Here is a 20,993-nt window from a genome sequence, read left to right on the forward strand (position 1 = left end):
GGCTGCGCGTGTCGGCTGCGCGAACGACCGACTGCCGGCAGGATGACGGCATGGCCGAGCCGCACGACCTGACCGCGCTGGAGCAGGCCGCCGCGATGACCCGCGGCGAGCTGTCCAGCGTCGAGATGGTCGAGCACTCCCTGCGCCGGGTGGCGGCGCTCGGTGACACAGTGGGCGCGTTCGTCACCGTCACACCGGACCTCGCCCGGCAGGCCGCGCAGGCCGCCGACGCGGTGCCGAACGAGGCGCGCGGCCCCCTGCACGGGGTGCCGACAGCGATCAAGGATCTGACGCTCACCGCGGGGGTCCGCACCACCTTCGGTTCGGCCGCCTTCTTCGACTTCGTCCCGCCGGTCGACGCCGACGTGGTCCGGTTCATCAAGGCCGCCGGTCTGGTCAGCCTGGGCAAGACGACCACCTCCGAGCTGGGCTGTTCGCTCTACTCGGAGGGCCGGGTCGCGCCGCCGGCCCGCAACCCGTGGCAGCTGGCGTACACCGCTGGCGGGTCCAGCGGCGGCGCGGCGGCGGCGGTAGCGGCCGGGCTGGTCCCGGTCGCCCAGGGGTCCGACGGCGGTGGGTCGCTGCGCATCCCGGCGTCGCTGTGCGGCCTGGTCGGCTACAAGCCCAGTCGGGGCCTCGTCTCCGGCGGGCCGATCGGCTCCGGCGCGTTCGGCCTGCCCACCAGCGGCCCGCTCGGGCGGACGGTCACCGACGTCGCCGCGCTGCTCGACGTGATGGCCGTCCCGGTCCCCGGTGAGCCGTACCTGCCGCCGCAGGCGCCGGCCGGCGGCTATCTGGCCGTCGCGCGCCGGGCCGAGCCCGGCCGGCTACGGATCGGCCGGTTCACCACGCCGATGCTCGCCGACGAACCAGTGCACCCCGACTGCGTGGCCGCCGTGGACCGGGCCGCCGCGCTGCTCACGGCCGCCGGTCACGAGGTGGTCGAGGTGCCGCCGCCGCTCGGGCCGGCGGCGTGGCCGCTGTTCGAGATCCTCTGGTACGTGCTGGCGCTCTCCCCGGTGCCGCCGCAGCGGGAGGCGGAGCTGCTGCCGTTGACCCGGCTGCTCCGGGCCCGGGGCGCCGAACTCTCCGCCGGCACCCTGGCCGCCACCCTCGGGGAGTTGCAGGCGCAGGTCCGCCTCGGCACCCGCCGCACCGCCGGCTGCGACCTGCTCCTCTGTCCCACCCTGGCCACCCCGCAGGCGCCCGTCGGCTGGTTCACCGCCGACGCGGACCCGGCCGCCGACTTCGACCGGCAACGCCGGTTCTCGCCCTACTGCGCCATCTTCAACGTCACCGGCGATCCCTCCGTCTCCCTGCCGCTGGGCACCACCACCGACGGACTGCCCGTCGGGGTGCTGCTCACCGGCCGGTACGGCGACGACGCGCGGCTTATCGCTACCGCTGCGCAACTGGAGAACTCCAGTGACGGATGGGATCGGCACCCCGCAATCTGGCGGGCCGCCGACTCCGCTAACGTGAATGGCGACGGAGTCGGGCGGTCGGCAGCGTGATCGTCCATCCGACCCGGTTGTTCAAGGTCGTCCTTCTTCCGCCTGGGGGCGTTGGGATTGTCTGTTACCGAGACGTTGCTGGTCTTCGTCGGCATCCCGTTGGCCGCGGTGCTGGTCATCGCCGGCCTGTCGTACGCCGGTAGCCATGGGGGTGCCACCGGCGGTGGCGGTGGCGCCAAGCGCTACCGTCCGGGCCGGCCCTTCGACTTCACTCCGGTCTGGTTCCTGGGCCGTCCGGAGCAGCTGGCCGACTCGGCCGGCACCGCGCTGACGGCGGGGGCGCAGGCGCCCGCGCTGACCAGCCACAAGCTTGAGCAGGCCAGCGTCGAGGCGCCGGCCGGTGGAACCGGAGGCGCAAGTGACCGTTGGTGAGAAGCAGACCGGGTCGGAAAATCCGCCCGAGGTGCTCGACGGGCCGTTCTCGACCCGCCAGCTGCTGCGCATCGACGAGGCCCTGCGCCTGGCCGACAAGGGCACCGGCCTGGTCTTCTCGGTCTTCGTCGGCGGTCTCGACGAGCCCATCCGCGAGCACGCCCAGCGGCTGCACCGTCAGCTCGCCGAGCCCGACAAGTCGGTGCTGATCGCCGTGTCGCCCAACCAGCGGCAGCTGGAGATCATCACCGGGCGGTACGCCCGCAAGCGCATCCCCGACACGTACGCCAAGCTGGCCGCGCTCTCCATGGTCGGCGCGTTCAGCGGCGGTGACCTGGCCGGCGGCATCATCAACGGCCTCGACCAGCTCGCCAGCCACGCCGGCAAGGGCTGACCGGCACACACGACGCGCGGGCACACAAGATTGTGCCCGATCCAGGAAATAGGGGCCTCGACTGCGGCTGAGGCCCCTATTTCCATGTTCGAGCACGATCTTCGCAACCGACGACCCGGGGCCGGCGCGGGCTCACACCCACGCCGGCCCCGGGGTCGGACAACGCTGCTCAGGCGCTCTGGGCGTCCTTCGCGCGGGCCTTCAACGCCCGCACCACACCGTCGCGGCCCTCGGCCACCAACCGACGCAGCGGGGCGGGGTGCCCGTCACCGGCCAGCCACGCGTCGGTGGCCGCCACCGTGTCGTCCTCCACCAGGTAGGTCGGGTACGCCAGCTGGGCGAACTCCTGCGCCGGCTCGCTGTCCCGGGTGGCCCACACCTGCCCGACCGCCGCGAAGTACCGCTCCCGGTACGGGGCGACCAGATCCACCTGCGCCGGGTGGGCGAAGCCCTGCAGCAGCGCCCGGTGCCGCCAGTTGGGCAGCGCGTCCGGGCCGGTGAGCAGGGCCCACACGGCGGCCTTGTTCTCGGCCGTCGGCATCAACGCGTGCGCGTACGCGGCCTCCCGCTCGCCGCTGGCAGTGCGGTCGCCGCTCAGCTCCGCCTCGATCTCGGCGGCACCGGCGGCACCGTTGGCCACCAGCGCGGCGAGGACCGACCAGCGCAGCTCGGTGTCGACTGTCAGCCCGGCCGGCATGCCGGTGCCGTCCAGCCAACCGCGCAGCGTCGCCAGGTCTTCCTCGGAGCGGACCGCCGAGGTGAACGCCCGGGCCCAGGCCAACTGGAACCCGCTGCCCGGCTCGGCGGCGGCGAGTGCGTCGCGGGCGGTACGGGCCAGGTCGGCCCAGCCGGTCGGCGCCCAGGCCGGGTCGGCGTACAGGGTGAGCGCGGTGGTCGCCTGCCGGAGGGTGGCGGTGACCAGGTTGATGTCGGTCTCCGCGGGCAGCCCGCTCAGCGTCAGCGCCACGTAGTCGCGGGCGGACAGCTCGGCGTCGCGGATCATGTCCCAGGCGGCGGTCCAGCAGAGCGCGCGGGCCAGCGACGATTCGAAGCCACCGATGTGCTGCACCACCGTCGCCATCGAACGCTCGTCGAGGCGCAGCTTGGTGTAGCTGAGGTCGTCGTCGTTGAGCAGCAAAACGTCGGCCGCACGGACGCCCCGCAGCGGGGCGAGATCGGTGTGCTCGCCGGTCACGTCCACCTCGTACCGCTCCCGACGGACCAGTCGCCCGTCGGTCAGGTCGTACAGGCCCACGCCGATCCGGTGGGTGCGCAGCGTCGGGTACGCCGCCGGCGCCTCCTGCCGCACCAGCACCTGCTCGTACGTGCCGTCGGCCCCGATGGTCACCTCCGGCCGCAGCGTGTTGACCTGCGCGGTCTCCAGCCACTGCGCGGCGAACTTGCGCAGCTCCCGCCCGGACGCGGCCTCCAGCTCGGTGAGCAGGTCGTCGAAGGCGGCGTTGCCCCAGGCGTGCTTGCCGAAGTAGGCCCGCAGCCCGGCCACGAACGGCTCCTCACCCACGTAAGCGACGAGCTGCTTGAGCACGCTCGCGCCCTTGGCGTAGGTGATGCCGTCGAAGTTGACCTCCACGGCCTCCATGTCCGGCATCTCGGTGTAGACCGGGTGGGTGGAGGAGAGCTGGTCCTGCCGGTAGCCCCAGTTCTTCCGAATGGACAGGAAGGTCGTCCACGCCTCGGTGAACCGGGTCGCGTTGGTGTTGCACCAGTGGCTGGCCCACTCGGCGAACGACTCGTTCAGCCACAGGTCGTTCCACCAGCGCATGGTGACCAGGTCACCGAACCACATGTGGGCCAGTTCGTGCAGGATCGTGTTGGCCCGCTGCTCGTACTCGAAGTCGGTGACCTGCGAGCGGAACAGGTAGTGCGACTCGGCGTGCGTCACGCAGCCGAAGTTCTCCATCGCACCGGCGTTGAAGTCGGGCACCCAGAGCTGGTCGTACTTCGGCAGCGGGTAGCGCACGCCGAACTTCTCGTGGAAGAAGTCGAAGCCCTGCTTGGTGATCAGGAACAGGTCGTCGGAGTCCAGGTACTGTGCCATCGACGCCCGGCAGAACACCCCCAGCTCGATGCCGTCGTGCGAGTCGCGCACCTCGTGGTACGGCCCGGCGCACATCGCCGTGATGTAGGTGCTCATCAGGGGCGACTCGGTGAAGTGCAGCGTCTTGAGCGCCTCACCCGCCGGCTCCTCCCGCTGCACCGGCATGTTGGAGACCGCCCGCCAGTGTGCCGGCACTGTGACGTGCCAGGTGTAGACGCTCTTCAGGTCGGGCTGGTCGAAGCAGGCGAACACCCGCTGCGCGTCGGCCGTCTCGAACTGGCTGTAGAGGTACGTCTCGCCGTCCACCGGGTCCACAGTGCGGTGCAGACCCTGACCGCTGTTGGAGTAACCGAAGTCGGCCTCGACCACCAGGACGTTGTCGCTGTCCAACCCGGACAGGGTCAGGCCCTTCTCGGCGGACCAGTCGGAGAGGTCGACGGACGTGCCGTTCAGCGTCGCGGACCGCACCGACTCGGCGGCCAGCTCGATGAAGGTGCCCGCGCCCGGTTCGGAGCAGCGGAACCGGACCTCGGTCGTCGACCTGAACGTGCGGCCGTCGGCTGCCAGCACGGCGCTGGACAGGTCCAGACTGATGTCATACCCCGTCACGTTGAGCAGGCGGGCCCGCTCGGTCGCCTCGACCTGCGTCAGGTTGCGCACTCCCGGCACTGTTCGTCTCCATCCCACATGTCGCCGTACGCCCGGCGGCGCCCGTTCGCCTACCGCTCGTGACGGCTGGCCCGATTCGAGTCTTCCATGTACGGGCAGCCCGCGGTGGCCGAGGTCACGCTCTCATTCGGGTGCCGGTCGATGTGCTGCGGGGTGAAGATTCTCCTCAGGCGCCGACCTGTCGGCGCCACCCCGTCGCGAAGGGATCTCACAGTGACCGAACGTGTCACCGCCGACATGTGGTTCGACCCGGCCTGCCCGTGGGCCTGGATCACCTCTCGCTGGCTGCTTGAGGTCGAGCAGATCCGGGATGTGGACATCCGCTTCCACGTGATGAGCCTGGCCGTGCTCAACGACGGCCGGGACGAGCTGCCCGAGGACTACAAGGAGTTCCTGAAGACCGCCTGGGGCCCGGTGCGGGTCTGCATCGCCGCCGAGCAGCTCCACGGCAACGACGTGCTGCGCCCGCTCTACACCGCGCTCGGCACCCGGATCCACCTGCAGAAGCAGGAGCGGGGTCCGGAGCTGTACGTGGCAGCGCTCACCGACGCCGGCCTCGACCCGGCGCTGGCCGCGGCCGCCGACAGCACCGACTACGACGAGGCGCTGCGGGCCAGCCACGAGGCGGGCATGCGCCCGGTCGGGCAGGACGTGGGCACTCCGGTCGTGCACGCGCCCGGCCCGGACGGCGCCCCGGTCGCGTTCTTCGGCCCGGTGATCACGCCGGCTCCGAAGGGGGAGGCCGCCGGCCGCCTCTGGGACGGCGTGCTGCTGGTCGCCGGCACCCCGGGCTTCTACGAGCTCAAGCGCACCCGCGAGCAGAGCCCGATCTTCGACTGAGCGACGACCGCCGCGCCCCCGTCCGTGCTTCGTCAGTCGCGCGGACGGGGGCGTGTCGCGTCCGACGCGCAGTGCGGGCTCCGGGTTGTCGCACGGTCGTGGCGTCACCGGGAGGCGGGCGGCGTCGTTTCCCTCGGTGTCCGCCGCAGCGACCCGCAGGGCCGCACGCCGCAGTTCGTGGAGGCAAATCCCGATGGCCAAGCACCGTGCGTCCGGTGACGATCAGTTGACCCGGCAGGGGGTGATCGAGATTCCCGGCGCTGACTACTGGTCCGTTGACGACTCCCGCTGGCCGACGGTCCGCCCGGACCTGCCCGCCCACCTGGTGGATCTGCTCGCGCCGCCCATCGTGGTGGGCGTGGCGCGGGTCCCGGTGACCTCCCGGCTCACCCCGCCCGCGTCGATCGACCCACTGGCGTCGCCCGTCGACGCCGTGCCGGCCGACGCGCCGGCGCTGGTGCCGTCGGGGGCGGCACCGGCCGAACCGGCGCCCCCGCCGCCGGCGCCGGCTCCTCCGCGCCCGGTGCCGACGCCGCCGCTGAGCCCGCGGCCCGTTCCCACGCCTCCTCCCGACCGTCCCGTGCCGGGGCCGCCCGCGTCGCCCCGCCGCGCCCTCAACACCGGGCCGATCGGGACCGGTCGGCGTGGCAACGGTGGGCCGGCGAGCGCGGGCAAGCACCGCCGGGGCACCTCCGACCGCGCCGGCTGACCACGCGGGCCCCACCCGGCGCTTTCATCTGGTGGACGCCCCGCGGGTCCCCGTCGGCGGCGACACCGTCGCCGGTAGCGTCAGTGGGCATGACGGTCGTGCATCCGATCACCCGGGCCTGGGTCACCACTGGCGGCACCGGCGCGCAAAACTACGACGAGTTCGCCGACGACGCGGAGATCACCGCGATCATCGAGTCGAACCCGCACAGTGCTCTCGGCATCGAGATGCCGCACCGCGCCCCGCAGAGCCTGGGCAAGTCGTTCCTCGACGCGCTGCCGGACGCGGTGGCCCGCCTCGGCGAGGCCAAGGCCGACGGCAGTTACACCCCCGCCGAGGAGGTGGTGGTGCTCTACCGGATCAGCGCGCCCGGCGAGGAGCCGGCGTACGGCCTGTTCGCGATGGTGGACACCGACCAGATCTCCACCCGGGCGGACGAGCCGGGCCTGGTCATCCGCAACGAGGACGTCTTCATCGCCAAGGTGCGCGAGCGGGTGGCGCTGGCCGACGCGCTGGGCCACCTGCTCTCACCCGTACTCCTGCTCCAGACCGGGCGTGGTGACGAGCTGCACGCCGCGCTCGCGGCGGCGACCGACACGGCCGGCGCGCCCGCCGCGACGGACACCGACCAGGCGGGGCGCACGCACGCCATCTGGCTGCTCGGCCCCGGCCCGGAGCAGGCCGCGCTGACGGCTCTCGCCGGTGGCGGCGACCTGGTCGTCGCGGACGGCAACCACCGCAGCCTGGCCGCCCAGACCGGCGGGCTGCCGCGCTTCCTGGCCGTGGTCACCACCCCCGCGTCGGTCGCCATCCAGCCGTACAACCGGCTGGTCAGCGAGCTGACCACCACCCCGGCCGAGCTGCTCGACCGGCTGCGGGCCGCGGGCGCCGAGGTCGAGCCGATCGACGGCCCGGTCGAGGTCCCGGCGGCCGGCGGCACCGTGCACCTCCGCCTCGACGGCCAGGGGTACGCGGTGCGCCTGCCCGCCACCGCCAGCGCCCGCCTGGAAAACCTGGACCACGCCCTGGTCGAGCGGCTGGTGCTGCGCGACGCGCTCGGTCTGGACCCGGGTGACAAGCGGATCACCTACGTCGGCGGTGACTACCCGGCGAGCTGGCTCACCGGTGAGGTCGACGCCGGGCGGGCCGAATTGGCCATCCTGATCGCGCCGGTGACCGTGGGGGATTTCGTCGCGGTCAATCTGGCCAGGGGGAAGATGCCCCGCAAGAGCACCTGGTTCACCCCGAAGGCGCGTGGCGGTCTGGTCGTCGCCGAGCTGCCGCGTTGAGGGCCACCCGCACGACCGTGTGACGAACCCGGCTCGGGGACGCCGCCCCTGTGACGTCCCCGAGCGCGGCCTGACAGACTGCCCGGTATGCGCGTCTACCTGGGATCCGATCACGCCGGTTTCGAGTTGAAGGTGCACCTGGCCAACCACCTGGCCATGCAGGGCTACGACGTGGTCGACGTCGGCCCGCACAGCTACGACCCGGACGACGACTACCCCACGTTCTGCCTGCACACGGGTGACCGGGTGGTGGCCGACGAGACCGGGCTCGCAGTGGTCATCGGTGGCTCCGGCAACGGTGAGCAGATCGCCGCGAACAAGGTCGCCGGCGTCCGCGCCGCGCTGGCCTGGAGCGTCGAGACCGCCCAACTGGCCCGCCAGCACAACGACGCGAACGTGGTCGCCATCGGTGCCCGCCAGCACACGCTGGACGAGGCCACCGGCATCGTCGAGGCGTTCCTGAACACACCGTTCTCCGGCAACGAGCGGCACGCTCGTCGGATCACCCAGGTGGCCGAGTACGAGCGGACCCGGAAGCTGCCCGACCTGCCCTGACCGTGCGGCGCTCAGCGCGGCGAGCGGGGCAGTTCCTCGCGGGGCACCCAGTTGCGCCGGACGACCACCACCCGGGCTTCCGCCTCGGCCAGGTCGTCGTCGGTGGGGCGGGCCGCGTCCCGGGCCCGTAGCGCGGCGCTCAGCCCCACCTGGGACGAGCCGGAGCCGACCAACCCGCGCAGCCCTCGCTCGCCGTCGCGCTCGTCGCCGCCGGTGCTCCTGCGTCGCGGCGGCGGGTCGTCACCGTCGTGCACGCCCGGGGTGCTGACCGTCGGGCCGTCGGCACCCGGTCTGGGCGTCTCGGTGTCGCCGTGGTGGCGCAGCCGTCGCCGTCGTCGGTCGCTGTCACCCATCCGCCGACCGTACCCCGGCCGGGTCTGATCCGGCAGCGTCGCGGGGCCTCGCGTCCCGGCCGGGGTCGGCGACCGATTTGCCGGCTGGCTACCCTCGAATCAAGGCGGTGCTGTGCCGTCGGTCAGGGGGAGGACGAGATGGCAGACCAGACGCAGCCGTGGGCGGAGCGGACCGTGGAGGTGCCACCGCAGGCCGGCGTCGGGGTGCCGCCGCAGCGTGACGGGTTCCGCCGGGGCGTCGCTCCGGTGGGTGAGCCGCGTACGCCGCGGACGGAGCCGTTCCCGGTGGTCGAGCAGGAGCCGACCGGCACCGGTTGGCCCGGCGAGCCGGTGCCCCGCCGCTCGCTGAGCTCGCGGATGGCGCAGCTGCGGCGCGGCGGTGAGTGGAGCGCGGCGGCCGGCCTCTTCGCGTTCGTGTGCTGGGGGATCTGGGCTTTGTCCGGCCAGGGTGATCTGAGCGGCCCGCTGCTGGTGCTGGTGCTGAGCCTGCTGGTGGCGGTCGGCCTGTTCGCCCTGTTCCGCCTGGTCGGCCGGGTGGTGCTGGAGCGGCAGTTGGGCCGGGTCCGGCGCAGCGCCCGAGGTGCGCACCTGGCGACGGCGGTGTTCCTCGCCGGCCTCGGCGTGGCGTGGCTTCAGCAGACCGAGTGGGTCGTCTCGGCCTGGAACTGGATCTCCTCCAACTGACCGGGCGTGCACGGGCGGGCCGGTCCAGGACCGCCCACCCGTGCACCCGGTCGTCTCCCCACCAGGCAAGGTTGCCGCTTACCCGGCCGGCCGCGGTTCATCCGTGGCCGGCCGCTCGGACCGGTACCTCCTTCGTGGGCTTGCGTGACCCCGATGGTGCGGCGGTCAGTGGGTGCCGCCGTGCCCCTCGGCGTCGGCTCGGGGCGACGCGACCCGGGCGGCCGGATCCTCGACGCCGGGCTCGCCGCCGTCCGGGGCGACCGCCCCGTCGTAGTTGTAGAGCGGCCGACCATCGTCGTGCTGCTTGGTGGTCTTGATGTAGCGGTGCATCAGACCGTCGATCTTCACCTCGACGAGTGCCGCGTCGCCGGTCTCGTGGGTGCTGCCGTCTCGGGGGCCGCCCACCAGGTGGGCAGTGGTGTTCGTGTCCATGAACGGGCCCTACCCGCCAGGCACCCGGCGGAAACGGGTGAAATCCGGCCAGCGGTGCCGCGCCCCATGAGTGGACGCGGCACCGCCGAAGCTCAGCCGGCGGATTCGGCGGCGGCGTAGTCGCGGGCCACCCGGACCATCTCCACCAGCCCGCCGGCGTACTCCTGGGATTCGCCGTGCGCCTCGTCGAACGGCGGCTGGAAGCCGACGCCCTCCCACTGGTTGGTCGCCGGGTTCCACCGGTCGTTGCCGACCTCGAAGTCCCAGGCGAAGATGCCCAGCTCGTAGTAGAGCTGGTCGGCCGAGTTGCCGGCGGCCGAGTAGAGCACGTCGGCGACCGGTCCGGTCTGCGACGGCCACGTGACGGTGCCGCGCTCCTGGGCGATGGCGCCGACGATCCGCCGGGCGCTGTTGAGGAACAGCGTCGACTCGTCGATCGACGGTCGCGGGAGGGTGACCCTGCCGTCGGCCCGGTACGCCCCCGGCGGCCACATGAAGTACCCGCCGTAGGAGTGCACGTTCATCGCGAACTTGATGTTCGGGTGGTCCTGGGCGAGCGTGATCACGTTGCGGCTCTCCGCCTCGGACAGCTCCGCGGTGCCGGCGAAGGTGCCGGACAGGCAGTTGGCGCTGGCGCCCACGTAGCCGTCGAAGAACGACCCGACTGTGTAGTTGCGGTTGATGTCGACGCCCCACGAGGCGCGGTTCTTCGGGTCGCGCGCCGCCCCGGCGCAGTGGTTGACAAGGTTCTTGCGCTGGAAGTTGAAGTCGTTGAACGAGTAGTTCGCACCGTCCGGGTTGACCATCGGGATGACGAAGATGTCGACCTGCTCCAGCAGCTCACGGGTGGCCTGGTCGGTCCGGGCGTTGGCGAGCATCCGCTCGGCGAACTCCAGCGTCACCAGCGGCGTGGCCCACTCCCGGGCGTGTTCCTGGGAGTACGCGAGCACCCCGACCCGGGAGCCGTCCCGGTGTACGCCGAGGCGCAACGCCTGCACCGTCCACGGCCGCGCCGGCACCTCGGTGCCCTGGAGGCCGTCGTCGAGTCGGGTGGGGCCCGCGACGGGCATCGGCAGCCCGGCCGAACCGTCCTCGACGGTGGCCCGGAACCGCTCCGGTTGACGGACGTTGATCGCCGCCGCGACCTCGTCGGTGGTGCTCACCGTCTTGCCCGCGGTGTCGGTGGCCAGTGACACGGTGAGGACCCGGTCGCGGTAGCCGACGGTCAGCGGCCGGTTCGCCCGGCCCGGGTCGACAGTCCGCACCTGTACGCCGTTCATGTTCTGGTCGCCGAAGCGGACCGACTCGACCACCACTGCGGCCACCGCCGGGTCGCCCAGGTAGCCGGCGGCGGTGCGCCGGTAGCCCTGGGTCTTGTTCGGCAGGTCGATCACGTCAACCAGGTCCCGGTACTGGCGGGCCAGCCGCTTGATCCGCGCCTGGATGTCCGTCGGCGTCAGGTACGCGTCGATGAAGTCCTTCTGGTAGCCGGCCGGAAGCGGAGGCGGGGAGGCGTTCGGCCAGGACGTCGGGGTGACCACCCGGCTGACCCCGCCGAGGCTGGAGGTGGCGCTCAGCTGAACCGGTCGGCTCGGCACCGGCTGGGGGAGCGCGTAGTGGTACTGATACTCGCCCGAGTCCTCGAACCGGTACAGCGGGAACGAGCCGGTGGCGCCGTCCACCGTCCGCCAACTGACGGTGATCTCCACGTCCGGGTCGTCGGTGGCGGTGGTGGCCACCTGGGCCTGGAGGAAGGTCTGTCCGGTAGTTGTCCACCAGTACGCCTGCTGCACCTGGAGGGTGTCCACGGCAGCGGCGGTGGTGGACCGCTGGCCAGCGGCCGGCGCGCGTAGCCCGGCGGCGGTGCGGGCCTGAGCCGCGCGGACGCTGTCGGCGTAGTGCCGGTTCCCGTCCCCGGTGCGCTGCACGATCTGCACGGCCGTCGCGCCCTGCGCTGTCAGTTCGGCGAGCTGCGCGCCGTTGAGCACCAGGTCGGCGATGACCCGGTTGTCCCGCGCCCGGGGCCGGTTGGCCAGGTCCGCACCGGTGGCGACGAGCCGGTCCAACTGGGCCTGATCGCGGAGCTGGACTCGGACCAGTGCGGTTTCGGTGGCGCTCAGAGCGATCGGGGCGGCCGGGTCGGCGGGTGCGGCCGCTCCGGAAGCGGGATGGGACAACACTGCGCTGAACAGGATCACTGTGGTGGCGGCAGCTGTCCACCGTCGTCGGACGATCATGTGCCCTCCTGTGACGGACGTCGATGTGCTTGGTCCTTACACCAGTGCACGGATCGACACCTGTCAAGGTGGTCAGGGAGTCCTCCGTGCCGGTGCGGCGTTGATCCCCGTGGCATCGGCGCGATCTCCGGAGCAACCCCCGGGGTCAGACCCCGCGTGACTATCTCGAAACGGGGATCGGAGGCCTGAATGAGCGATCGCGACGAGGCGTTCGCCGAGTACTTCGCGGCACGGTCCGGTGCCATGCGCGGCACCGCGTACCTGCTGTGCGGCGACTGGCACCGTGCCGAAGACCTGGTCCAGACCGCGTTCGTCAAGCTCTACGGGGTGTGGAACCGGATCTCCCGGCACGAGGTGCTCGACAGCTACGTGCGCCAGATCCTGATCCGGACCTTCCTCGACGAGCGCCGCCGCGGCTGGTGGCGGCGTGAGCGGGTGGGTGGCGAGGACGCCGAGCAGGTGGCCCCGCCCGACTCGCCGGAGAGCCGACTGGTGCTGCTCCAGGCGCTGGCCCGGGTGGCACCGCGCCAACGGGCCGTGCTGGTTCTGCGGTACTGGGAGGACCTGTCGATCGAGGACGTCGCGGCGTTGCTGGAGTGTTCTCCAGGGACGGTGAAGAGCCAGGCGGCACGCGGGCTCGACACCTTGCGCGGCCTCCTGACACCCACCTACAGCGCGATCGAGATGGGGGAGCGATGAACGAGCAGGAGTTGCGCGAGGGGCTGCGCAGCGAGATGGCGGGGACAACCCCGCCACCACCATTGAGTACGACAGCCGCGCTCGGCGCGGCGCGGCGGACGCACTTCCGCCGACGCGCGCTGTGGGCGTCCCTCGGATCGGCGGCTGTCGTGCTGGCGGTCACCGGCTTCGCGGCCGTCGCCACCCCGGAGGGTGACGTCTACCAACCCGCGGGCCACGGCCCACTGGGCTCTCCGGACACCAAGGCGCCGTGGCCGACCGGGCCGGACGGGCAACCGCAGGAGGACCGGACCGCGCGGGCCGGCGCCAAGTACGAGCAGGGCATCCACCTGCTCAGAGAGGTCGTCTCGGTGGTACCCGCCGGCTTCACCGCGCCGGAGGACCCGCCGAACCAGTCCGAGGAGCCGACGCTGCGGACCCAGCAGGCGCAGTTCGAGGCCGAGGTGGACGGCGTCGACGTGTGGAGCTACCTGACCTCGGTCGCCGTGGCGAAGGGCAAGGGCACCGGGCGAGTGATCGTCGAGGTGCACGACGCCCCCAACCCGCTGCCGACCGAGCCGTGCGACCTGGCCCAGAAATTCTGGGGCATGCGGGGCGAGTGTCGGGTCGAGACCGTCGGCGCTTTGCGGGTCGGCGTGGTGGTCCGACCGGGCAGCGACGATCGGCTCGACCAGTGGTCGGCGTACCGGCACCCGGACGGCGTGGTGGTCTTCGTGGCGCAGGGAGTGCGGCTCGACGAGAGCCGGCCGGCGTTGGAGGATCTGCCGTTCTCCGTGCCGCAGTTGGCGACTCTCGCGGTCGACGAACGGTTCCACCTGAAGTGACACGGCGACTCGGCCTCGCCGAGGGGGTCCAGGTGCCGCCACCGTGCGGTCCACCTGGGCCCTGCTGTGCATCGACGCGCGCCGCCCGCCGGCCCGTTGGAGGCGCGGCGCGCCTCTCTCAACGGCGCGCCGTGAGTGGCACCAGGACGAGGATGGCGATGCCGAGCGCGCCGGCGCCGACCGCCCACCACCAGAAGAATCCGGTGAAGACCGAGGCGACCAGGAGCCCCACGCCGAGGCCGGCCAGCAGGCCGAGTGCGAACAGGGCCCGTGGGGGCAGGGCCAGGTACGGCAGGCGTCGTACGACAAGCACCTCCAGCCAGGTGCCACCGAAGGTCAGCAGCGCCGCGCCGACCGCGTCCACGGCGGACAGCCCATGGCCCTCGCTGATGGGCACGAGCACCCTGCCCTCGTCACCCGCCGGGACGAAGAGGACCAGCACGCCGACGACGATGAGCAGAGTGGCGCTGGCGACCTGCCCGCGCGGGGCGCCCCCGCCATCGGATGACATCGCTACAGTCTCGGCCGCTCGTCAACGTTTGCACAGGAGCCGTATCGGCGAACTCCGAACGTCCGGTGTCCCCACCGGATCTGCGACCGTGGCGTCCCGTGCGCCAAGTCCTGTACGCCAAAGCGCCCTCCGACCGGGGCCGGAGGGCGTTGGAGCGGGCGACGAGAATCGAACTCGCGTAGTCAGTTTGGAAGACTGAAGCTCTACCATTGAGCTACGCCCGCGTGCACCCCGCCGAAACAGGACGCGCCCCCAGCGTACCCAATGCCGACGCCCGACGCGTAACCGCGCCACCGCCTCGCGGTGCGGCGTCGTCCGCGACCCGGCGGCGCGGCGACCCAAGATCCGCACAACATCCGTGACGTTGCGCGGATCTTGGCGCCGCCCTGCGGATCCTGGCGGTGCGCGGGCGGGGCGGAATGGGAATTTTCGGGTGATGTGTCCGGGTGGGGGATGCCCCGGCACCGACTGAGGCGTGGCGACGGCATAGACTGCACGTCGCCACGGGGTGTGGCGCAGCTTGGTAGCGCACTCGCTTTGGGAGCGAGGGGCCGTGGGTTCAAATCCCGCCACCCCGACTGTCGTCCGCGGCCGGGCCGCCCCGGGTGCCGCCCAGTGCGGTCCCCGGGCGATGCCGGAGCGTCAGGCCGGCTCGCCTACACTCGATGGGCTGAATCACGCCCAGACTCAACTGAGATCCGTCAAGGAGTACGCCTGTGAAGAGCACCGTCGAGACTCTGAGCCCGACGCGCGTGCGGCTCGCCATCGAGGTGCCGTTCGTCGAGCTCGAGCCGAGCCTCAAGAAGGCGTACCGCGAGATCGGTTCGCAGGTCCAGGTTCCGGGCTTCCGCCGGGGCAAGGTGCCGACCGCGGTGATCGACCAGCGGGTGGGCCGGGGCACCGTCCTCAACGAGGCGGTCCAGGAGGCCATCCCGGAGAACATCCTCGCCGCGGTACGCGAGCACGACCTGAAGACGCTGGGGCGCCCGGAGGTCGAGATCACCGAGTTCAACGACGGTGACTCGCTGAACTTCACGGCCGAGGTCGACGTCCGCCCGGAGATCACCATCCCGGACGCGAGCACCATCGAGGTGACCGTCGACGAGCTGCAGATCGACGAGAGCGAGATCGACGAGCAGGTGAAGAACCTGCGGGAGCGTTTCGCGACCCTCAAGACCGTGGAGCGGGCCGCCGCCGAGGGCGACTACGTCCAGATCGACCTCAACGCCACCGTCGACGGCGAGGACGTGCCGGGCGGCCAGGCGAGCAACATCTCCCACGAGGTGGGCAGCAAGCAGCTCCTGCCGGGCCTGGACGAGGCCGTGGTCGGCCTCGCCGCCGGTGACGACACCACCTTCACCACCCAGCTGGTCGGCGGCGACTTCGCCGGTCGGGACGCCGACGTGGCGGTGACCGTGCGCACGGTCAAGGAGAAGGAGCTGCCGGAGCTCAACGACGAGTTCGCCCAGATGGCGAGCGAGTTCGACACCATCGAGGAGCTGCGCGGCGACCTGCGGGCCCGGGTCACCCAGGGCAAGCAGGTCGAGCAGATCTACGCCGCTCGGGACAAGGCCCTGGCCGAGCTCGTCGAGGCCGCCGACATCCCCGCCCCGGAGGGTGTCGTCCGCGAGGAGGTCGAGAGCCGCAAGCAGGCGATGGTCGACCAGCTGGAGCGGATCGGCGCCTCGATGGAGGAGTACCTCGCGGCCGAGGACAAGACCGAGGAGCAGATCGACGCCGAGCTGACCGAGGCGGCGACCGAGGGCGTCAAGGTCCAGCTTCTCCTGGACACGCTGGCCGACGCCGAGGACGTGCAGGTCTCCGACGACGAGTTCGGGCACGAGATCGTGCACCGGGCGCAGCGTGCCGGAATGGCCCCGCAGCAGTACTACGACCAGCTGGTGCGCTCCGGCGCGGCCGCCGCGGTCTTCGGCGACGTGCGGCGCGGCAAGGCGCTCGCCGCCGTCATGGAGAAGATCACGATCAAGGACTCGGCCGGCAACGGGATCACCCTCGACGCGCTGCGCGCCGCCAACGAGGCGGAGCACAACCACGACCACTGATCGTCGGGTGCGGCCGCCGTCCGCCGCTGAGCGGCGGACGGCGGCCGTTTCCCTTTCCGGGTACGCCCGGGCAGCAAGCACTGCCGGGTACGCCCGGAAGCCCGCGCCGCGGGTACGCCCGACACAGCTGCGCTGAGAGCGAACACTGCCCCGACCGGGACTCTGCCGCCCCGCACAGCGGTTAGTGTCGGGAAAGACGGTACGGAGAGCGAAGGGCTGCCATGACCGACATGCACATCCCCAAGAAGTCGCTCCGGGCGATTGACGCGCGCGGTGGCGACTCCATTGGCAACCTCGACGACTCGGTCTACAACCGGTTGCTCAAGGAACGCATCATCTTCCTGGGCAGTGAGGTGACCGACCAGGTCGCCAACCGCATCTGCGCGCAGCTGCTGCTGCTCGCCGCGGAGGACCCGGACCGCGACATCAACCTGTGGATCAACTCGCCGGGTGGCTCGGTCTACTCCGGCATGGCGATCTACGACACCATGCAGTTCATCGACAACGACGTGTCGACCGTGGCGATGGGCATGGCTGCCTCGATGGGGCAGCTGCTGCTCTGCGCGGGCACCAAGGGCAAGCGGTACGCCCTGCCCCACGCACGGATCATGATGCACCAGCCGTCCGGTGGTCTGGGCGGCACGGCGTCCGACATCGCCATCCAGGCGGAGCAGATGCTCTACACGAAGCGGATGTTCCAGGAGCGGGTCGCGCACCACACCGGCCAGAGCCAGTCGCAGATCGAGGCCGACTCGGACCGGGACCGTTGGTTCACCGCCCAGGAGGCCATGGACTACGGCTTCATCGACAAGGTGATCATCGGGGCCGCACAGGTTCCGGATGGCGCCGGGACCCTGAGCTGAGGAGCTGACGATGACCGATCTGAGCCTGCCGCCCCAGTTCGCGGCCGTGCACAACCGCTACGTGCTGCCGTCGTTCGTCGAGCGCACGTCGTACGGGGTCAAGGAGTCGAACCCGTACAACAAGCTCTTCGAGGACCGGATCATCTTCCTCGGCGTCCAGGTGGACGACGCGTCGGCCAACGACGTGATGGCCCAGCTGCTGACGCTCGAGGGCACCGATCCCGACCGCGACATCATCATGTACATCAACTCGCCGGGTGGGTCGTTCACCGCCATGACGGCGATCTACGACACCATGCAGTACGTCCGTCCGGACATCTCGACGGTCTGCCTCGGGCAGGCGGCGAGCGCGGCGGCGGTGCTGCTCTCGGCGGGCACTCCGGGTAAGCGGATGGCCCTGCCGAACTCGCGGATCATCATCCACCAGCCGGCCACCGAGGGCGGCTACGGGCAGGGCTCGGACATCGAGATCCAGGCCCGGGAGATCCTGCGGATGCGTACGCAATTGGAGGACATGCTGTCCCGCCACTGCAACCGCCCGACCGAGCAGGTTCGCAAGGACATCGACCGTGACAAGATCATGACGGCCGAGGAGTCCAAGGAGTACGGGCTGGTCGACACGATCCTGACCAGTCGCAAGAAGGGTCTGCTGGCGGCCAACGCCGCCCGCTGAGCTGTATCGGGTCAGAGGTTGGCCGGGGCTCCGTTCCCGGCCGACCTCTGACACACCCGTTTTGGGGGTCGGAGAATGCCCCGCCAGCGGGTAACGTCGGGTCCGTACCGCTTCGCCGGTTGAGCCGGCGGCGCGAACTAAGCCGGGCGGCGCGCAACGTCCGCAGGTCAGGGCCGGGTCTCCGGCCGATGAGTGCAGGGAGAACGTAGGTGGCACGGATCGGTGACGGCGGCGACCTACTGAAATGCTCCTTCTGTGGCAAGTCGCAGAAGCAGGTCAAGAAGCTCATCGCGGGCCCAGGGGTCTACATCTGCGACGAGTGCATCGATCTCTGCAACGAGATCATCGAAGAGGAGCTGGCCGAGTCCGGCGAGGTGAAGTGGGAAGAGCTTCCCAAGCCGATGGAGATCTGCCAGTTCCTCGACACCTACGTCGTGGGTCAGGATCAGGCCAAGAAGGCGCTCGCCGTAGCGGTCTACAACCACTACAAGCGGATCCAGGCCGAGGCCGCTGGTGCGCCGGGCTCCGGCAGTGACGCCGTCGAGCTGGCCAAGTCCAACATCCTGCTGCTCGGCCCGACGGGGTGCGGCAAGACCCACCTGGCGCAGACCCTCGCCCGGATGTTGAACGTCCCGTTCGCCATCGCCGACGCCACAGCGCTGACCGAGGCGGGCTACGTCGGCGAGGACGTGGAGAACATCCTCCTCAAGCTGATCCAGGCCGCCGACTACGACATCAAGCGCGCCGAGACCGGCATCATCTACATCGACGAGGTCGACAAGATCGCCCGCAAGTCGGAGAACCCGTCGATCACGCGGGACGTCTCCGGCGAGGGTGTGCAGCAGGCCCTGCTCAAGATGCTCGAGGGCACGGTGGCCAACGTGCCGCCGCAGGGTGGCCGTAAGCACCCACACCAGGAGTTCATCCAGATCGACACCACAAACGTGCTGTTCATCTGTGGTGGCGCCTTCGCCGGGCTCGACCAGATCATCGAGTCCCGCACCGGGCAGGGCGGCACCGGCTTCGGCGCCCGGCTCCGGTCGGTCTCCGATCGGTCGACCGACGACATCTTCAGCCAGGTCATGCCGGAAGACATGCTCAAGTTCGGGCTGATCCCCGAGTTCGTCGGCCGACTGCCGGTGATCACCAACGTCCGCAGCCTGGACCGTAGCGCCCTCGTTCGGATCCTCACCGAGCCGCGCAACGCACTGGTCCGGCAGTACCAGCGCCTGTTCGAGCTGGATGGTGTCGAGCTCGAGTTCGACGAGCCGGCGTTGGAAGCCATCGCCGATCAGGCGATGCTGCGGGGCACCGGTGCTCGTGGTCTGCGAGCCATCATCGAGGAGGTTCTGCTCTCCGCGATGTACGAGGTGCCGAGCAACCCCGACGCCGCCCGCGTGCTGATCACCCGCGAGGTTGTCCTGGAGAACGTCAACCCGACGATCGTGCCGCGCGAGTTCACCGGGCGCCGGGCTCGGCGCGACCGCGAAGAGAAGTCCGCCTGATCGTTCCCGCGTCACGCCGGCCGCTCGATTCTGAGGCGGCCGGCGTGTTCGTGTTCGGCGGCGCCTGCCGGTGCGACCCGCGCCGGCCAGACTGTGACGCTGTCCGTGAGCGGCCCTCCAGCCGTACCCTTTGCTCATGCGTGTCGCCGTCTGCCAGCTGAACGCCCGGGACGACCGTAAGGCCAATCTGGCGGCCGCGGAGGCCCTACTGGAGCGCGCCGCCGCCGGCGGCGCCGATCTCGCCGTCCTCCCGGAGTACGTCGACTACCTGGGCCCTGCCGCTGGGCTGCCCGAACCGGAGCCGGTCGACGGTGAGGTGGGCAGCTTCTTCGCCGGGGTAGCCCGGCGGCTCGGGATCTGGTTGGTGGCGGGCTCGTTCCATGAGGCCGGCCCGGACCCGGACCACACCTGGAACACGTCGCTGGTCTTCGACCGTTCCGGCAGTCTGGCCGCGAGCTATCGCAAGATCCACCTGTACGACGTGGAGATCCCCGGTCGCGTCTCCTATCGGGAGTCGGCGAGCGTCGCGCCCGGGGTCCAACCGGTGGTGGTCGACGTCGAGGGGCTGCGGGTCGGCCTGTCGATCTGCTACGACCTGCGCTTCCCGGAGCTGTACCGGCTGCTCGCCTCCGATGGCGGCGCGCAGCTGCTGGTGGTGCCGGCCGCGTTCATGATGCACACCGGCCGGGACCACTGGGAGGTCCTGCTGCGGGCCCGGGCGATCGAGAACCAGTGTTACGTGGCGGCGGCCGGTCAGACCGGCGACCACGAGCCGAGTCGTACCTGCTTCGGGCGCAGCATGGTGGTCGACCCGTGGGGGACTGTCATCGGTCAGGTGCCGGACGGCCCGGGGTTGTCCGTCGTCGACCTGGACCTGGACCGGCTCGACACGATCCGCGCCGAGTTGCCCAGCCTCGCCAACCGCCGGCTCTGACCCTCAGCCCTCCAGCAGGACGCCGATCACCGCGAACCCGGCGATGGCCGCTGCGGTGACCAGCAGCGCCGTGGTCATCCGGGACCTGCCCCGTCGGGCCAGCCGTCCCACCGAGAGCACAAGTACGACAAGCACGACCGCACCGATCACCACCTGCCAGAACGGCCCGATGAGGCCGAGCAGCGCCTCCTCGGCGAACACCCTGGCAACGTGCCCGGACTCATCCATGACTGACACTCTGGCACGTCGAGGCGGCCCGCGTCCTCGGCTGAGCCGGGGAGGCGAGGTGCTCGCGTCCTTGGTGCCGGCGAGGGCTCTTCGTCCGAACCAGTGATGAACCCTGATTTGCCTTCTCTGGGCCGTCCGCGTAACTTTCTCTCTGCACGGGGGAGGCCGGACAAACCGGCCGAGAACGGGCGCCAGGCTCGTGGCGGGAACGCCGAGCGAGACTGAGGATCGGGCGGTGCGGAACACTCCGGAAACGGGGTTGCGAACGCGAAGCCGACCGGGTAGAGTTTCGAAGCCGGCAGGAGCCGGGCGGAGAGCCGCGAAGCGGCGATCGGCCGGTCTGCGGCTTCCCACGACAGAAACGAACGTCGGCAACGACGTGCGTCATCGTGGACTCGAGCAAGCAAGACCACCCGCATTATCGGGCTGAAGCAATGACGAACCGCGAAATACCGGTTTGACACGGCGGAAACGAGCGGGTAACGTAGTAAAAGTGCCTGGCGCTGAAAGCGCGGGGTGCGGAGCGGGAAATAGCCCCGGGTTGGGGTTCCACTGTGGTGGAACCCCAACCCGGGGCTATTTCCCC

General features: G+C 71.0%; 21 protein-coding genes and 2 tRNA genes. 16 read left to right on the plus strand and 7 right to left on the minus strand.

Translation table 11 applies throughout. The features are described 5' to 3' along the window. Positions 1–50: 50 nt before the first annotated feature. Genes NIE79_RS24485 through NIE79_RS24495 form a run of 3 tightly spaced genes read left to right on the plus strand, consistent with a single transcriptional unit; the run spans position 51 to position 2,280 of the window. Entirely contained in the window at positions 51–1,514 is a 1,464-nt protein-coding gene (locus NIE79_RS24485) for an amidase (RefSeq protein WP_238680822.1), read from the plus strand. A gap of 57 nt (positions 1,515–1,571) precedes the next feature. Beyond that, positions 1,572–1,886 carry an aa3-type cytochrome oxidase subunit CtaJ gene (ctaJ, locus tag NIE79_RS24490; protein WP_441005359.1) on the plus strand — a complete coding sequence of 105 codons (315 nt, stop codon included), beginning with the start codon at positions 1,572–1,574 and terminating at the stop codon, positions 1,884–1,886. Continuing rightward, positions 1,873–2,280, plus strand: coding sequence for a DUF5130 family protein (locus NIE79_RS24495; protein ID WP_091405419.1), 408 nt, complete (start codon positions 1,873–1,875; stop codon positions 2,278–2,280). Before ctaJ ends, NIE79_RS24495 begins: the two co-directional genes overlap by 14 nt. Before the next feature lie 169 nt (positions 2,281–2,449). Here NIE79_RS24495 and pepN read toward each other — a convergent pair whose 3' ends face one another. Then, positions 2,450–4,999: an aminopeptidase N gene (gene pepN / locus NIE79_RS24500; protein WP_238680806.1), complete on the minus strand. Its 2,550-nt coding sequence runs from the start codon at positions 4,997–4,999 to the stop codon at positions 2,450–2,452. A 222-nt stretch (positions 5,000–5,221) separates the two neighbouring features. Here pepN and NIE79_RS24505 point away from each other — a divergent pair, with 222 nt between their 5' ends. The 4 genes from NIE79_RS24505 to NIE79_RS24520 all read left to right on the plus strand — a co-directional run bounded on the left by NIE79_RS24505 (position 5,222) and on the right by NIE79_RS24520 (position 8,401). Further along, positions 5,222–5,848, plus strand: a complete 627-nt coding sequence (locus NIE79_RS24505) for a mycothiol-dependent nitroreductase Rv2466c family protein (RefSeq protein WP_238680807.1) — start codon at positions 5,222–5,224, stop codon at positions 5,846–5,848. 193 nt (positions 5,849–6,041) lie between these two features. Continuing rightward, on the plus strand, positions 6,042–6,557 hold the full coding sequence (locus NIE79_RS24510) for a hypothetical protein (protein WP_238680808.1): 516 nt from the start codon (positions 6,042–6,044) through the stop codon (positions 6,555–6,557). A gap of 89 nt (positions 6,558–6,646) precedes the next feature. Continuing rightward, a complete protein-coding gene (locus NIE79_RS24515; protein WP_238680809.1) occupies positions 6,647–7,846 on the plus strand; it encodes a DUF1015 family protein in 1,200 nt (399 codons plus the stop codon). Between the two features lie 87 nt (positions 7,847–7,933). Next, positions 7,934–8,401 carry a ribose-5-phosphate isomerase gene (locus NIE79_RS24520; RefSeq protein WP_238680810.1) on the plus strand — a complete coding sequence of 156 codons (468 nt, stop codon included), beginning with the start codon at positions 7,934–7,936 and terminating at the stop codon, positions 8,399–8,401. Positions 8,402–8,412: 11 nt separating this feature from the next. Here NIE79_RS24520 and NIE79_RS24525 read toward each other — a convergent pair whose 3' ends face one another. After that, a complete protein-coding gene (locus NIE79_RS24525) occupies positions 8,413–8,754 on the minus strand; it encodes a hypothetical protein (protein ID WP_238680811.1) in 342 nt (113 codons plus the stop codon). 138 nt (positions 8,755–8,892) lie between these two features. On the opposite strand from NIE79_RS24525, the gene NIE79_RS24530 reads away from it, so the two are divergent. After that, positions 8,893–9,438: a hypothetical protein gene (locus NIE79_RS24530; RefSeq protein WP_238680812.1), complete on the plus strand. Its 546-nt coding sequence runs from the start codon at positions 8,893–8,895 to the stop codon at positions 9,436–9,438. Positions 9,439–9,603: 165 nt separating this feature from the next. Here NIE79_RS24530 and NIE79_RS24535 read toward each other — a convergent pair whose 3' ends face one another. Next, complete coding sequence (locus NIE79_RS24535; RefSeq protein WP_238680813.1) at positions 9,604–9,870, minus strand: hypothetical protein; 267 nt, start codon at positions 9,868–9,870, stop codon at positions 9,604–9,606. Between the two features lie 92 nt (positions 9,871–9,962). Further along, on the minus strand, positions 9,963–12,107 hold the full coding sequence (locus NIE79_RS24540) for a M14 family zinc carboxypeptidase (RefSeq protein WP_238680814.1): 2,145 nt from the start codon (positions 12,105–12,107) through the stop codon (positions 9,963–9,965). A gap of 189 nt (positions 12,108–12,296) precedes the next feature. Between NIE79_RS24540 and NIE79_RS24545 the strand changes: the two genes are divergently transcribed. Beyond that, complete coding sequence (locus NIE79_RS24545; RefSeq protein ID WP_238680815.1) at positions 12,297–12,806, plus strand: SigE family RNA polymerase sigma factor; 510 nt, start codon at positions 12,297–12,299, stop codon at positions 12,804–12,806. Beyond that, positions 12,803–13,630, plus strand: coding sequence for a hypothetical protein (locus NIE79_RS24550; protein ID WP_238680816.1), 828 nt, complete (start codon positions 12,803–12,805; stop codon positions 13,628–13,630). Before NIE79_RS24545 ends, NIE79_RS24550 begins: the two co-directional genes overlap by 4 nt. Before the next feature lie 118 nt (positions 13,631–13,748). Here the strand turns inward: NIE79_RS24550 and NIE79_RS24555 are convergent, their stop codons facing one another. Beyond that, positions 13,749–14,141, minus strand: a complete 393-nt coding sequence (locus tag NIE79_RS24555; RefSeq protein ID WP_238680817.1) for a hypothetical protein — start codon at positions 14,139–14,141, stop codon at positions 13,749–13,751. Positions 14,142–14,291: 150 nt separating this feature from the next. Beyond that, a tRNA-Gly gene (locus NIE79_RS24560) sits at positions 14,292–14,365 on the minus strand. A gap of 280 nt (positions 14,366–14,645) precedes the next feature. Here NIE79_RS24560 and NIE79_RS24565 point away from each other — a divergent pair. The 6 genes from NIE79_RS24565 (at position 14,646) to NIE79_RS24590 (ending at position 20,179) form a co-directional block, all read left to right on the plus strand. Then, positions 14,646–14,719 (plus strand) — tRNA-Pro (locus NIE79_RS24565). A 138-nt stretch (positions 14,720–14,857) separates the two neighbouring features. After that, positions 14,858–16,204: a trigger factor gene (tig, locus tag NIE79_RS24570; protein ID WP_238680818.1), complete on the plus strand. Its 1,347-nt coding sequence runs from the start codon at positions 14,858–14,860 to the stop codon at positions 16,202–16,204. A gap of 221 nt (positions 16,205–16,425) precedes the next feature. Further along, positions 16,426–17,067, plus strand: coding sequence for an ATP-dependent Clp protease proteolytic subunit (locus tag NIE79_RS24575; protein ID WP_007464111.1), 642 nt, complete (start codon positions 16,426–16,428; stop codon positions 17,065–17,067). Positions 17,068–17,077: 10 nt separating this feature from the next. Then, positions 17,078–17,740 carry an ATP-dependent Clp protease proteolytic subunit gene (locus tag NIE79_RS24580; protein WP_238680819.1) on the plus strand — a complete coding sequence of 221 codons (663 nt, stop codon included), beginning with the start codon at positions 17,078–17,080 and terminating at the stop codon, positions 17,738–17,740. A gap of 209 nt (positions 17,741–17,949) precedes the next feature. Then, positions 17,950–19,245: an ATP-dependent Clp protease ATP-binding subunit ClpX gene (gene clpX / locus NIE79_RS24585; RefSeq protein ID WP_112676080.1), complete on the plus strand. Its 1,296-nt coding sequence runs from the start codon at positions 17,950–17,952 to the stop codon at positions 19,243–19,245. Positions 19,246–19,381: 136 nt separating this feature from the next. Continuing rightward, a complete protein-coding gene (locus NIE79_RS24590; RefSeq protein ID WP_238680820.1) occupies positions 19,382–20,179 on the plus strand; it encodes a carbon-nitrogen hydrolase family protein in 798 nt (265 codons plus the stop codon). Positions 20,180–20,182: 3 nt separating this feature from the next. On the opposite strand, the gene NIE79_RS24595 is transcribed toward NIE79_RS24590, so the two are convergent. Beyond that, the gene (locus NIE79_RS24595) at positions 20,183–20,407 is read right to left on the minus strand and encodes a hypothetical protein (RefSeq protein ID WP_238680821.1); all 225 of its coding nucleotides are present in this window, start codon (positions 20,405–20,407) and stop codon (positions 20,183–20,185) included. Positions 20,408–20,993: the final 586 nt, after the last annotated feature.

It is taken from the genome of Micromonospora trifolii (assembly GCF_022229005.1).
GTDB classification, from domain to species: domain Bacteria; phylum Actinomycetota; class Actinomycetes; order Mycobacteriales; family Micromonosporaceae; genus Micromonospora; species Micromonospora trifolii.

What these genes read in the sequence shown, in the direction of transcription:
- NIE79_RS24485 (WP_238680822.1), top strand. Translation starts at nt 51, where the DNA reads ATGGCCGAGCCGCACGACCTGACCGCGCTGGAGCAGGCCGCCGCGATG.
- NIE79_RS24510 (WP_238680808.1), top strand. Translation starts at nt 6,042, where the DNA reads ATGGCCAAGCACCGTGCGTCCGGTGACGATCAGTTGACCCGGCAGGGG.
- NIE79_RS24515 (WP_238680809.1), top strand. Translation starts at nt 6,647, where the DNA reads ATGACGGTCGTGCATCCGATCACCCGGGCCTGGGTCACCACTGGCGGC.
- NIE79_RS24520 (WP_238680810.1), top strand. Translation starts at nt 7,934, where the DNA reads ATGCGCGTCTACCTGGGATCCGATCACGCCGGTTTCGAGTTGAAGGTG.
- NIE79_RS24525 (WP_238680811.1), bottom strand. Translation starts at nt 8,754, where the DNA reads ATGGGTGACAGCGACCGACGACGGCGACGGCTGCGCCACCACGGCGAC.
- NIE79_RS24530 (WP_238680812.1), top strand. Translation starts at nt 8,893, where the DNA reads ATGGCAGACCAGACGCAGCCGTGGGCGGAGCGGACCGTGGAGGTGCCA.
- NIE79_RS24535 (WP_238680813.1), bottom strand. Translation starts at nt 9,870, where the DNA reads ATGGACACGAACACCACTGCCCACCTGGTGGGCGGCCCCCGAGACGGC.
- NIE79_RS24540 (WP_238680814.1), bottom strand. Translation starts at nt 12,107, where the DNA reads ATGATCGTCCGACGACGGTGGACAGCTGCCGCCACCACAGTGATCCTG.
- NIE79_RS24545 (WP_238680815.1), top strand. Translation starts at nt 12,297, where the DNA reads ATGAGCGATCGCGACGAGGCGTTCGCCGAGTACTTCGCGGCACGGTCC.
- NIE79_RS24550 (WP_238680816.1), top strand. Translation starts at nt 12,803, where the DNA reads ATGAACGAGCAGGAGTTGCGCGAGGGGCTGCGCAGCGAGATGGCGGGG.
- NIE79_RS24555 (WP_238680817.1), bottom strand. Translation starts at nt 14,141, where the DNA reads ATGTCATCCGATGGCGGGGGCGCCCCGCGCGGGCAGGTCGCCAGCGCC.
- NIE79_RS24575 (WP_007464111.1), top strand. Translation starts at nt 16,426, where the DNA reads ATGACCGACATGCACATCCCCAAGAAGTCGCTCCGGGCGATTGACGCG.
- NIE79_RS24580 (WP_238680819.1), top strand. Translation starts at nt 17,078, where the DNA reads ATGACCGATCTGAGCCTGCCGCCCCAGTTCGCGGCCGTGCACAACCGC.
- NIE79_RS24590 (WP_238680820.1), top strand. Translation starts at nt 19,382, where the DNA reads ATGCGTGTCGCCGTCTGCCAGCTGAACGCCCGGGACGACCGTAAGGCC.
- NIE79_RS24595 (WP_238680821.1), bottom strand. Translation starts at nt 20,407, where the DNA reads ATGGATGAGTCCGGGCACGTTGCCAGGGTGTTCGCCGAGGAGGCGCTG.